Genomic DNA, 13536 nt, shown 5'->3' with positions numbered 1-13536 from the left:
AGCTAAAATGTAACCTGAAACACGAGAGATTCAAGCTTATTCAGGCAATTTGGTTTGCTCTGGCAGCCAGTCAACCATCTCATCGGGCAATGGTGCCGTGATAGTTTTATAACCAGGAATGTCTAAGCGCCATGCATGCAAGCACAGACGATGCACGCCAGACTTATCATGGACGTTATACTTACTGTCCCCTAGGATAGCATGACCAATATGAGCCAAATGCACACGAATTTGATGGGTACGACCCGTCAGTGGCTTAGCTTCTATCAAGCTGACTGGTTGACCGGCAATCATAAAACGTTCATGGACAATAATATCTGTCTGGCTTTCTTTAGATTGTGCGTCCTGAGCCTCTACTTTAACGCGGCGCTCACCGCTATCAAGTGTGTAGCGAAGCAATGGCGCATCGATACGTTGCTCATTCAGGGCGGGTTGTCCTTTGGCAATACATAGATAATGTTTTTGAATAGTCTTATCGACCAAATGCTGCTGCAATGTCTTTAGCGCTGAGCGTTTCTTAGAAATCATCAGCAGACCTGAGGTATCTTTGTCGATACGATGGATCAACTCTAGATATTTTTTACCAGTCACTTCACGCATGGCTTCGATGACGCCAAAATCAAGACCACTGCCACCATGTACTGCAATGCCAGAAGGCTTATTAAGCACCAGCAGGCCATCATCTTCGTAGACCACACGTGCTAATAAGCTTTTGGCAAACTCGGTGCTGATGATGGGCTTTTCGCGGGTGGCGAGTACCACTGGCGCGATACGTACCACGTCTTCACGCTGTAATCTATCGTGGGCTTTACAACGCTTGTTATTGACTCGAATCTCATCTGAGCGAATCATTTTATAGATATGCGGTTTTGGCAAACCTTTTAGGCGGTTCAGCAAAAAGTTATCCAAGCGCTGGTCGTGCTGATGGCGAGTGACTTCAAGGTAATTAACCTTTCCAAAGTTACTAATCTCATCGTCGGCGCTTTGCGGACGGGTTTTGCTATTAAAAATAGCAGGAGCTTCATGGGTAGTTGCGTCGTCAGTCATTTTGGAGTTTGTCATTTTTAGTTAGGTATTTACACAAAGATTTGTTATAGTTTAACATGTTGAGCGCCAATTAAGCAGAGGTTGCGGCAATAATCCTTATTGTCTCAAACGACCGGTCGTCATCTTTACTACTTGCTAGTAACGAGGCATGCCTTGTTCCTTAAGCTAATTTTGCACGCATCATCTAATTTTTAGGACTAAATGCCAAGTAACATACGGCGTAGCGTCCAATAAGCGGTATTTATACCAAACATAATTGCTTCGATAATAGTGACAAACAAGTCCGTTTATCGAGCGATAGCAGTACACAACTACTCATTTAACGCACGACCACGACTTGATTTTTAATCATATTAGGCAAGCGCAGTTGAGCAAGTGACGGTAGTCCGATATTAAGAGTTTAGAGCTGCCTGAATATTGGCGGTCAAACAGATAAAATAGATGCATTATAAAAGAGATATACCCAACCGAGCTAATGAGCCGGTTACCTATTCTGTTTGCCAAGTACGCCCCGCTGAGCAACAGCGCAGTGGCACTCTTAAAATCAGATACCAAAATATATAGATGTTATAAGTTAAAATAATAGATAAAACAATTGAATTGATTTGAGCTAATATTGAGAGGTTCGCTGAATTTAACGGTTTGAAGTATAAACAGTACAGCGAATAAATTGTAACCATGTGGCAAGCGCTTCGATAGACTCTTACAAAGTATATTAAATGCCCTTCACCACTTTACATGTTAATCATCTTGGTAAAATTTATGGTGGCAAGGATGTTAATAGCCAAGCCTCTAAATCGATACAAAACGATTGGCATTCGGTGTTAATACTTTAGCGGCAATCATTGCGAGCCACTAAAATATTAACAGTAGATAACCTTACAGCCTTACACCCTGTATTAGTAGCTACTTAGAACCATCTGTCTGGTACGCTCAAACGTAGTCAATTCATTGTGAGTTAACAGGTAAGTTTTTTATGAGCGCCTCTTAATGCTCCTTTTTATTTATCCAACTTTATCTGAGCACGACGCTCCTCTCACATCTGGTATTTTTAGCTGATATCAATATTAGCGTCACTTGATACTACTACCTTCTTGCTTTGGTTATTTTTATATTGATCGCTGTCCAATTGGCAGTCTGAATACATCGTGAATGTGGCTTGCTATAAAAGTCATTTAACGTAAAAGTTTATCATTCAGAGTTTTTCAATATAATAGCCCTTCTTGTCGTTGTCCTGTGTACTCATAGGATAATAGTATGAAACGTATTCTGATCAACGCCACTCAAAACGAAGAAATTCGTGTCGCCTTATGTAAAGGCAACCATCTTTACGATTTCGATTTAGAAAACCGTACCCGCGAACAAAAAAAATCTAACATCTATAAAGGCCACGTCACCCGTGTCGAGCCATCGCTTGAAGCCGTGTTTGTCGAGTATGGCTCACAGCGTCAAGGGTTTTTGCCGATTCGTGAAATTTCTGCTGAATATCTAAGCGGTAATCCTCGTGACGAAAACATCAAAAAATTGATCAAAGAAGGCGATGAGCTGATCGTCCAAGTCGAGAAAGAAGAGCGCGGCAATAAAGGCGCTGCCCTATCGACTTACGTATCATTAGCCGGACGTTATCTGGTATTAATGCCAAATAACCCTCGTGGTGGCGGTATCTCTCGTCAAATCTCTGGTAAATTACGCGAAGATATGAAGCGCATGCTGGGCAGTTTGGATTTGCCAAAAGGTATGAGCATCATCATTCGTACTGCTGGTATCGGCAAAACCCAAGAAGACTTACAACATGATTTAAACCATCTGCTCAATATCTGGCAAGCCATCCAAGAACAAAACCAAAAATATCCATCACCGCGCTTAGTCCATCAAGAAGCGGGCGTCGTTACACGCGCCGTGCGTGATTATCTGCGTGATGATATTGCTGAGATTTGGATCGATAACGAAAATGCTTATATTGAAGCGGCAGGTTTTATCGATGCGGTCATGCCAAAACAAGCAGAAAAACTGCGCAAATACACCGATTACGAGCCGATGTTTTCGCGTTTTAATATCGAGAAACAAATCGAAACGGCTTATCAGCGCGAAGTGCGTCTGCCATCAGGTGGTTCGATCGTTATTGACCAAACTGAAGCACTGGTCTCTATCGATATCAACTCTGCCAAATCTACTAAAGGCTCAGACGTCGCCGAGACCGCTTACCATACCAATTTAGAAGCAGCAGACGAGATTGCCCGTCAACTGCGCTTGCGTGATATGGGCGGCCTGATTGTCATTGACTTCATCGACATGAACGATAATAAGCACCAAAAAGAAGTTGAAAAACGTCTGGTTGATGCCACCAAATATGACCGTGCCCGCGTTCAATTTGGCGATATTTCTAAGTTTGGTTTGATGGAAATGAGCCGTCAGCGTCTGCGTCCGTCATTAGAAGAGTCGACCGGTTATATCTGCCCACGCTGTCATGGCAATGGCATGATTCGTGACTTGCGCTCGTTGTCACTATCGATTATGCGTCAGATTGAACAAATTGCGCTAAAAGAGCGTCAAGGTGAAGTGCAAGCCGAAGTACCGACAGATATCGCAGCATTTTTATTGAATGAAAAACGTGATGCCTTAGTGTATCTTGAGCAAGACAGTGGTACGCGTATCACCATCTTGCCACACGCACATTTAGAATCGCCAAACTTTAAACTGCACTTCAACCGTGACGGTTTTGCCCCTTCAAGCTACGAGCGTATCACTGATACTGCCCAAGAACACAGTGATCTTGGCTATAATGTTGATTGGCAAACGGCTGAAAAGGAACGTCCCGAACAGCAGCCTACCCGCCAGCCTCGTCAAACAAGAGATAGCAGCGCTACGAACCAAGCAACTAGCCCTGTAACTACTGCACCACAGAATACTGCTGAGCAGCAGAGCAGCACCGTCAATCATAGCAATGACCGCCGTAATAATACGAGCACTAATAATGCTTCATCGACGCATGCGCCACAAGATAATAAAGCGGCGAACGTCGCTGTTGCAGCACCTGCCGCTGCTATAACGACTCCGTCTCCTAGTGTTGCAACGACTGCCCAACCACAAGCTGTTGCTTGGTTGTCCAATTTATTTGCGCAAGCCCCGCAGGCACAAACAACCAATAGTATCAGTAGTCGTGATGCGGCTGAAGCCATCGAAGCGCTGGTGAATAATGGTGCGCAAAGCTTAGGCTCTTTTGGACAAGTGGATAGCAGTGCGCTGACCGGCAATGCTCAGAATCCATCGCAAACGACTCAACAAGACAGTAGTCAAAAAAGTGACAACCAAGCATCGAATAATAATGCTAACCGTCAACAAGCACGTCGCAACACTGACAGTGATACTGACGACAACAGTGCTGAGGATAGAAGAAGACGTAAGCCACGCAAATCGAGATCTTCTAAGCCGCATCAAAGAAAAGAGCCGCGTGACGACACAAGCAATGATAACGTAGCCAGCAGTAGTGCCGATAGCAGCGCTGCCAGTAGCACTGATGACAAATCAGCTGACACCCAAGACAAACGTCAGCAGGATAATAGACGCACGAGTGATCGCAACCGTAATAATCGTCAAGATAACAGCCGTAATAGTAATAACAACGGGCATAACGATAGCAACCGCGACGATGCTGAGCAAAAAGACAGCAACACGGCAGATGAGCAAACCCGCACTAAGCGTAAGTCAAACACTCAGCGTAGTTCACGCGGCAAGCTTGAGCGCGGCGAGACATTAACAGCTGACAATGCTAAACAAAATACTCAGAAAACGACTACCAGTGCTAACAAAAACCAAGCGAGCACACGCCGTAATCAAGATCCTAACGAAGTGGTGCTACAGGTTAATGAAGCAACCAATGAGCTTAAGAAACCAGAAGTGGTTCACTTATCTCTGGATGATAGTAAGCCTACACAGGTCACTCATCAATCTGCTGAAAAACCAAGCTCGGCGCGTGACACTGCGAAAGATGAAGCTACAAAAGAACGTAGAGAAGACAGTGCAACTCAGCAGAACGCTACTAAAGAGAGTACCAACCAGCAAAACAGTACAGTGAAAAGTACTGACCAGCATGGCACTAATGAGCACGGTACGAATCAGCACGGTAATAGTCAAAAAAATACTCAGGTAAAAAGCTCTGAAGAAAAAATCACTACAGAAAAAAGCTCTGATATAAAAGATAGCACTCAACAGGACAATGAGCTTGTTAGTGATACGCAAAAAAGCAGTACACAAGCAAATACTGCCGAAAGCACTGATGCAGAAGTGAGCACTACGGCAGATCCGGCGCAACAGGCTGCACCTACAGACGACCGTAAAGTCGATGACAAAACAGCGTCGGTAGATGAGCAAGCAGCGTCTAAAGGCAGTAGTGACAGTCAAGCTGATGATCAGAAGCCAGTAACTACTGAGGCAGCTAGCGTAGCAACAGCACCAAGCGTGCAAAAAACTGACGATGACAACGCGACTACGGCCGCGACGGAGACTAGCAGCCCTAGTAACTCAGCGCTTGAGCTGACACATGACGCATTGTTTGCCAAACGCTACGTGACAGCTAAGAAGTTCGGACAAGCGAGCAATGACCCGCGTGTCGTTCGTAGTCAGCAAGCGCAATCTGCTGAGCAGCCTCAAGCAACTGAGCAAGCAATAGCAAGCGCACCAACCATTCGTGGTACGGTTGGTGATTTTGTTCGTAAAGCATTAACGGATGCAGAAAGTCGTTTGAAAAGTGATGGCGTCATCAGCTGCTTTATTGCTGCTATTGAAGCGCATACGCAGAAAGCTCAAACGGCTGGCAATGGCACTAACGTTGAAGGCGATTCAAGCGAGAACAAAGGCGACGACAATGACTTTGCCACTCGTCGCTTTGACTTTAGCAACTACGGCTATCAGCCTTTAGCAGCGGATTACCTTGCACGCTTTGAAGCAATGACGCAAGCGGTCAGTCAGTTTGCAGCGGCACAAGGTAAAACAGCCGTTGAGCCACGTGCTATTGGCAAACGTGCCAGCAACGATCCGCGCGGTCAACATCCTGATTATCAGCAACCAGCTGTACTCACTATCCCTGATGAGCAAGCAGCGGAACCAACCGTTTCTACTAGCAAGCCAGTCACTGAGTCTGAGCAAATCAGTAATGACGTTGACGCGCACAAGGTAGAAGCGACAGCCTTAGCCAATCAAGCGCAAACAGATGATGTTAGCGCTGATAGCGAGAAACTGCTAGAGGCAGAACAAGCGTTAAAGGAAACAAGCGTTGAAAGTCCTGACACCAAGAGCAATGATGTTGAAGAGATTGAGGTGAAAGGTGCTGAGATGAAAGGTGCTGAGGTTGAACTTGAGCAAACTGAGCAGTCTATAGTAGAGCAATCAACGAAAGAGGAAATTCAGGCGGCCAAGTCAAAAACGACGATAGCCAGTTATAAAAACATGATTGAGAATGTAGCAGAGCAACTACTGCCACAAACTGGCATGTTTAATTTAACCACGCCCAAAGTACCAAAAGCACGCAGTCGTAAGCCAAAGACTGACCATAAAAAGCCGACGCAAGCTGAAAAGCTAGAGTCTGATGAGTCAGACAGCGAAAGCTAATCGTAGAGCTTCAACGTAAAAGCCCCAAAGTTGTCAGCAACTTTGGGGCTTTTTTATGTTAGATACTGCTTGGAGCAAGCTATACATCAGTATGATCAGCGAGGTTGACGCTGTAGTGATTTTATAGTGGGTAGGCTATACCATATACCAATCATATTTAGTGCAACACCTTTAATGCGCAGAAGATGCGTCTTTATCCTTACCGCGTATTTTACCAATGATCGTAATAATGGCGACCATGACCACCCCTACTACTAAGCCCACTAGGCCATTTAACAGCGTCGTTGTCACACTTTCAAACATTCCAGTCAAATGCGCCAAGTTTTCGACGCCATGATGTAAAAAGTCGATACCGTGTACCAAAATACCACCACCGACCAAGAACATAGCCAACGTCCCAGCGATAGATAAAAATTTCATCAGCTTAGGTGCCGCTGATACTAAAAATGCGCCCACCTTCTGCTTAATATTGCCCGATTGCTTCATCAGATGCAGACCAACATCATCCATTCTGACAATCCCAGCCACCAAACCATACACCCCAACGGTAATCGCTATCGCAATAATGGAGAGTACCAAGCTTTTTTCTAGCAAGCTTGCCCCTGCGGCTGAGCCTAAGGCAATGACAATAATCTCAGCAGACAGGATAAAATCCGTCCGAATAGCACCTTTGATTTTTCCTTTCTCAAAAGCGACTAAATCGACGGTTTCATCTGCATTGGCTTGCCGACGCGCATTTTGCTCCTCGTCGTGCGGTAAAATATGCGGCCAAAACTTATGGATGACTTTTTCAGCACCTTCATAAGCCAAGAATAGACCACCACACATGAGTAAAAACGTGACCAAAGGCGGATAGATAGTACTGATTAATAACGCTGCGGGTACTAAAATGAGCTTATTAATGAACGAGCCTTTGGCGACCGCCCAAACTACGGGGAGCTCACGACTGGCTTTGACACCTGTTACTTGCTCAGCGTTAAGGGCTAAGTCATCACCTAGCACACCAGCGGTTTTTTTTGCGGCCACTTTGGTCATGACCGAAACGTCATCGAGTATTACACTGATATCATCGAGTAGGGTTAATAAACTTGCACCTGCCATACGCGTTCCTTAGCGTGAATTCGCTTAAATTAGTAAATGTTGCAAAATGACGTTAATATTGTCATAAAAGTGATTATAAGCAATAGATTACCTAGACATGAGGCGATATTAAATAGTACAAATGTATTTTATTTTGCAAGGTTTAGCCGCTATCGATGCATTGTATTTACGAATGGCATAAAAAATAGCCTTTAGAGATTATTAAAAAAAATATGTTAATATAACCTATATTATTACTTATCCTTTATGATCAATACATGCTATAAAACCAGTCAACGTTGCCCTTCTTATCATGCGACTTACTCGTCATGATGGATGGGTCAGAGAATACAAAAAATCCTTTTATTATGAACCCTTGATTAGGCGTGACTGCCTAAAGGAAACACCCTATGTCCTTCTCTCCTTTTTCTAAAGCCATGCCAACTGCTGATAGATTTTCACGCAACCCTTTGTCTCGGGTCATCATGGGTGCCTTATTAGTCATCGTCGCAGCCGGCTGCTCAAACAATAGCGCGGATGCCACCAATAATAATGCCAGTGTGGTCAACAGTGCTCAAGCCAAAACGAGCAATACCCCAACCGCTACTGGCAATGATGCCGCTGTAGTCACAGCGCTTCAGGCCAACTTAAACGCTTCTGGCATTGAAGAAAAAATCGTCTCAGCTGTGCCGACAGATATGGATGGTATTTATTGGGTGACTGCTGAAGGACTGCCTGCTTTCTTTACTGATAAATCTGGTAAACACATTATTCAGGGTCAGATTATCGCTGTGGGTGACGCGGCTCCAGTTGATATCAGTGCGGCACTAGTCGCTAGTACTGCGCAAGAAGCGCTAAAAGCCGTCGATAAAAAAGAGATGGTGATTTATCCAGCAAAAGGTACGACCAAAGCCGTTGTTTATGCCTTTACCGATGCAGACTGTGGCTACTGTCGCAAACTACACTCAGAGATGGACGATATCAATGCGCGCGGTATCGAAGTCCGTTATTTGGCATGGCCACGCGGTCAAGAGTCAGTGCCAAAAATGGAAGCTATTTGGTGTAGCCAAGATCGAAAAGCTGCCATGAATCAGGCAAAAATGGGCGCCAATGTACAAGCGCCTAGCTGTGCCAATCCTGTACAAGCGCATATGGCTTTAGGGTCAAGGCTTGGGGTACGTGGTACACCTGCTATCTTCACTGAAGCAGGAGAGCAAGTGGGTGGTTATCTACCAGCCACAGAATTGGCTCAAGCAGTCGGTGCTATTTAATCGATCGCCATATGATATCTTTGATATTGTTGACCCCAGCGACATTGAGTAGACGTCACAAGCGCTTGTCGGTATGATACGATAAAGCGCGATGCAATGTTAGCAATCCCATTTTTATTTGAGCATTTTTTATTCAACTATAATGAAGCAGTTAAACCGGCAGCACTAGATAATGCGCACAGACTGTACGTTTAGTACCGCAGGCTCATTTGACATTGCCCCAGCGTTATACTCGCGTCATTATATTTAACCTCTTGAGGATACTGTGAGTAATTCCATCAAACTAGCGATACTTGGTCTGGGCACCGTCGGAACAGGCGTGATCAATCTAATCAACGACAATTTAGATGAGCTAAAACGCCGTAGCGGACGCGACATTATAATCACCGAAGTGGGTACGCGTCGTCAGCGTGATGATATTGATTCAAGCATCATGCAAAACAGTGACTTGATGGCAATTGCGGCAAGCGACAATGTCGATATCGTTATCGAAGTGATTGGTGGCACTACCCTAGCCAAAGACGTCATCATGCATGCCATCAAAAATGGCAAACATGTCGTGACCGCAAACAAAGCATTATTGGCTGAGCATGGCAATGAGATCTTCGCTTTCGCTGAAGCCAACAACGTCCACGTCGCTTATGAAGCAGCGGTGGCAGGCGGTATTCCGATTATTAAGGTGATGCGTGAGGCGCTTGCTGCCAACAAGATTGATTGGCTCGCAGGTATCATCAACGGTACTGGTAACTTTATCATGACCGAAATGCGTGACAAAGGTCGCCCATTTGCTGATGTATTGAGCGAAGCGCAAGAGTTAGGTTATGCAGAGGCTGACCCTACTTTTGATGTTGAAGGTATTGATGCTGCTCATAAACTGGCACTACTTGCCTCAATCGCCTTTGGTATTCCGCTACAGTTTGATAAAGTTTACTGTGAAGGTATCACTGGCATTACCCTGCAAGACGTCAACTATGCCGAAGAGCTTGGTTACCGTATCAAGCATTTAGGGTTTGCCGTACGCCGTGATGGTCAAGGCAATGCTGATGATGCTGGTATCGAGCTGCGCGTACACCCAACGCTGATTCCACAAGACGCATTACTTGCTAACGTCAATGGCGTAAAGAATGCGGTACTGGTCAACTCGCACCCGCTTGGGCAGACACTGTATTGCGGTGATGGTGCAGGCGCTGGTGCAACTGCCTCTGCGGTGATGGCTGACGTCATGGATTTAGTCCGTGTCCTAGGCAATACTGACTGTGACGATCAAGGCAACAGCAATCAAAACAACCACGGCCACCATGTACCGCATCTTGCGTTTATTCCTGAACAGCTGTCAGACACGCCGATATTACGTGCTGAACAGATGATTACTGGCTATTATTTACGCGTCCATGCTTATGACAGTCCGGGCGTGTTAGCAGATATTACTCGCATCCTAAGCGATGCTGGTATCAACATTGACGCGATTTTGCAAAAGCCTGCTCATAAACTGGGTCAAGTACCTGTCATTATATTGACGCTGCCAGTGGTTGAAAGTCAGATGAATCTGGCCATCGAAAAAATCGAAAAGCTAGATACGATTACCGATAAAGTCGTTCGTATTCGTTTGGATGAGCTTGCTTAGGTCAGAAGTTTGGAACCGATGATTAATGGTTAATAATGGGTGCTTTCATAACTAGGATATGTCCTCATTTTGAATGCTAGAGCCTTCAATCATTGAGGCCTTTAAGTGATTAGCACCTTAGAAGTATTGATATAGAGAACAATAACGATACTTCTAAGCATGGGCTATAACCTTGAATAAAATCTAGAAGTACTCATATTATTAATTAATCACAGTAATTTTATTAAAATATTTTTGTCAAAACAAATGGAAAGGAAGAATAACAATGTCAAATGATGCAATTGTAATTTTAAACGGCGCACGTACCCCAATGGGTGGATTCCAAGGCGCTCTAAAAGACGTAAGTGCGACCGACTTAGGTGCAACAGCGATTAAAGCCGCTGTTGAGCGCTCTGGTGTTAGTCCGGATAATATTGATGAAGTAATTATGGGCTGTATCTTGACCGCTGGTTTGGGTCAAGGCCCTGCCCGTCAGGCCATGCGTAAAGCAGGTCTGTCTGATGCCACAGGTGCTGTCACCATCAATAAGCTTTGCGGCTCAGGTCTAAAAGCAGTCATGCAAGCACATGATGGTATCAAAGCTGGTAGCTTTAATGTCGCGGTTGCTGGCGGCATGGAATCAATGACCAACGCACCTTACCTCATGCCAGGGTCGCGTGGCGGCTACCGTATGGGTCACAAAGAAGTCAAAGATCACATGTTCCTAGACGGTCTAGAAGACGCCGAAACTGGTAAGCTAATGGGCATGTTCGCTCAAGAAATGGCCATTGAAAAAGGCTATACCCGTGAGCAGATGGATGCGTTTGCTATCGAATCGCTAAATCGTGCCCTAACAGCTATCAAAGATGGTCACTTCTCAGACGAGATCACGCCTGTTACCTTTGAAACCCGCAAAGGCGAGCAAACGGTCGATACTGATGAACAACCAGCACTTGCAAACGCTGATCGCATCCCGACCTTGCGTCCAGCATTTGCTAAAGACGGTACGATTACTGCCGCTAATGCTAGCTCAATCTCAGATGGTGCTGCGGCTGTCGTAGTCATGAAAGAGTCACAAGCGAAGGCCGAAGGTCTTGATTATCAAGCTCGTATCGTGGCGACTGCTTCGAACTCACGCCATCCAAGTGAATTCACCATCGCGCCGATCGGTGCAATCGAGAAAGTATTGACGGGTGCTGGCTGGTCAGTAGCAGATGTCGATTTATGGGAAATCAATGAAGCTTTTGCGATGGTCACGATGGCCGCTATGGACGAGTTAAAAATCGACCATGCTAAAGTAAACGTTGAAGGCGGCGCTTGTGCCCTTGGTCACCCAGTTGGCTGTTCAGGTGCGCGCATCCTAATAACGCTTATCAACTCTCTAAAACGTACTGGCGGTAAAAAAGGCGTTGCTACGCTATGTATCGGTGGCGGTGAAGCGGTAGCGGTTGCTATTGAATTGCCGTAAGCATCAACCGTACTGGAACGTTGTTTTTTAAATAGAACGCACGATCTAATCTTGTATGTATGTCTTACTCAAAAACCGCACTGCTAATTGCTCTGCGGTTTTTTTATGCATAAAACTTCTTAATATAGTCAGGTCAATATAAAAAAGAGGCAGCGTGACGAATATCAATTTTTTGCAGCCTCTGTCTGCGTAGGCACAGCAAGCAAGAAAAATTTGTACCAGTCACGCATCATAATGTCGTGTATCCATTTTATTTAGTAGCGACTATAGATGAATAATGTTCTTTACAGTAAGAAATCCTTAACTCAAAAATATATATTTATCCTGTCTTTTACAGCCTATTACACGCGATTACTTCAAGCGCACACTTTGCTACCTTGCTCATGTATCTCATCTAAAATCATGATGTTATGATAATTACAAGTTGATGTAGACGCTATTTAACACCGCTGGCTACAGTGCTTGATTTTAGTAAAACAATAAAAGCCCCATAAAAATAATGATTGTTTTAAAGAAATTTAGCTTTATGACAGAACCGTTAATCATTTACTCATATAAAAGGAAGATAATAATGAGCCAACTAATTCGTTTAAAAGATATTCAAGCTACCCACCGTGATCTTATTGGTGATGACTATTATGACCCAACAGGCAAAGTAGCTTATGGCGTCAATGAAGAAAAAATCGGTAAAATTGAAGGCGCTCTAGTAGAAGATACGACTGGCCGTATTCGCTATCTAATCGTTGATGCGGGTGGTTGGTTTAGCTCAAAAGAAGTATTAGTGCCAGCAGGTTTAGCACGTATCGTCGGTGATGACGTATTCTTTGATAGCTTAACGCAAGCGCAAGTAGAAGCAATGGACGTATACGATCACGACTATCAGTACAGTTATAAAGAGCAATATGAAAAAGATCGTCAATCATTCGTTGCTGACAGCGTACCAACAGAAGAGCGTATGGAAATTGCTGAGCATAACTACGAAGCGCCAAACACGCTAGAGCTGCTAGAAGAGCGTTTGACCGTTAATAAAGACCGTATCGTCGCTGGTCTGGTAAAAGTTGGTAAGCATGTCGTTACTGAAGAACGCAACGTCGATGTCGAGTTAGAAGAAGAACACGCTAATATCGAACGTACCAATGTCGACCGCCCTACTGATCGTCATATCGGTGACGTGAACGGTAATGAAAGTATCGAAGTAGAGCTATCAGCAGAACGCGCTCGCGTCGGCAAAGAAACCTATGTTTCAGAAGAAGTAAACGTTGGTAAGACGACTGAACGTCATACTGAAACCATCGTTGATACCATTCAACGTGAAGAATTAGACATTGATCGTGATGGTAATGTGGTTGACCGTGAAGGCAATATTGTCGACCGCGACGGTATCACCGCTGAAGATGTACGCCGCGCTCGTGGCATGTAATATGCTAAAAACAGTCGCTGGTTGTTGCAAATTAGATAAG

General features: G+C 44.7%; 7 protein-coding genes. 5 read left to right on the top strand and 2 right to left on the bottom strand.

Annotated elements, in window-relative coordinates:
- Positions 1–36 precede the first annotated feature (36 nt).
- Positions 37–1047: an RluA family pseudouridine synthase gene (locus tag J5X94_RS09475; RefSeq protein ID WP_201592646.1), complete on the bottom strand. Its 1011-nt coding sequence runs from the start codon at positions 1045–1047 to the stop codon at positions 37–39.
- A 1257-nt stretch (positions 1048–2304) separates the two neighbouring features.
- On the opposite strand from J5X94_RS09475, the gene J5X94_RS09470 reads away from it, so the two are divergent.
- A complete protein-coding gene (locus J5X94_RS09470) occupies positions 2305–6654 on the top strand; it encodes an Rne/Rng family ribonuclease (protein WP_210541087.1) in 4350 nt (1449 codons plus the stop codon).
- 171 nt (positions 6655–6825) lie between these two features.
- Here the strand turns inward: J5X94_RS09470 and J5X94_RS09465 are convergent, their stop codons facing one another.
- Complete coding sequence (locus J5X94_RS09465; RefSeq protein ID WP_201592642.1) at positions 6826–7755, bottom strand: DUF808 domain-containing protein; 930 nt, start codon at positions 7753–7755, stop codon at positions 6826–6828.
- Positions 7756–8144: 389 nt separating this feature from the next.
- Between J5X94_RS09465 and J5X94_RS09460 the strand changes: the two genes are divergently transcribed.
- From J5X94_RS09460 to J5X94_RS09445, 4 genes are all read left to right on the top strand, one after another.
- The gene (locus tag J5X94_RS09460) at positions 8145–9005 is read left to right on the top strand and encodes a DsbC family protein (protein ID WP_210541086.1); all 861 of its coding nucleotides are present in this window, start codon (positions 8145–8147) and stop codon (positions 9003–9005) included.
- Between the two features lie 265 nt (positions 9006–9270).
- Positions 9271–10629 (top strand): homoserine dehydrogenase, encoded by a 1359-nt coding sequence (locus J5X94_RS09455; protein ID WP_210541085.1) that lies wholly within the window; start codon positions 9271–9273, stop codon positions 10627–10629.
- 265 nt (positions 10630–10894) lie between these two features.
- The gene (locus J5X94_RS09450) at positions 10895–12076 is read left to right on the top strand and encodes a thiolase family protein (RefSeq protein WP_194620760.1); all 1182 of its coding nucleotides are present in this window, start codon (positions 10895–10897) and stop codon (positions 12074–12076) included.
- Positions 12077–12647: 571 nt separating this feature from the next.
- On the top strand, positions 12648–13496 hold the full coding sequence (locus tag J5X94_RS09445) for a DUF2382 domain-containing protein (protein ID WP_189582981.1): 849 nt from the start codon (positions 12648–12650) through the stop codon (positions 13494–13496).
- Positions 13497–13536 lie beyond the last annotated feature (40 nt).

This window comes from Psychrobacter sp. K31L, assembly GCF_017942195.1.
Classification (GTDB): domain Bacteria; phylum Pseudomonadota; class Gammaproteobacteria; order Pseudomonadales; family Moraxellaceae; genus Psychrobacter; species Psychrobacter glaciei.
This window is presented reverse-complemented; position numbering and strand designations above follow the sequence as displayed.

Bases quoted from the DNA above. Each gene is read 5' to 3' on its own strand.
- J5X94_RS09450 (WP_194620760.1), top strand. From the start codon at position 10,895: ATGTCAAATGATGCAATTGTAATTTTAAACGGCGCACGTACCCCAATG.
- J5X94_RS09475 (WP_201592646.1), bottom strand. From the start codon at position 1,047: ATGACTGACGACGCAACTACCCATGAAGCTCCTGCTATTTTTAATAGC.
- J5X94_RS09445 (WP_189582981.1), top strand. From the start codon at position 12,648: ATGAGCCAACTAATTCGTTTAAAAGATATTCAAGCTACCCACCGTGAT.
- J5X94_RS09460 (WP_210541086.1), top strand. From the start codon at position 8,145: ATGTCCTTCTCTCCTTTTTCTAAAGCCATGCCAACTGCTGATAGATTT.
- J5X94_RS09465 (WP_201592642.1), bottom strand. From the start codon at position 7,755: ATGGCAGGTGCAAGTTTATTAACCCTACTCGATGATATCAGTGTAATA.
- J5X94_RS09470 (WP_210541087.1), top strand. From the start codon at position 2,305: ATGAAACGTATTCTGATCAACGCCACTCAAAACGAAGAAATTCGTGTC.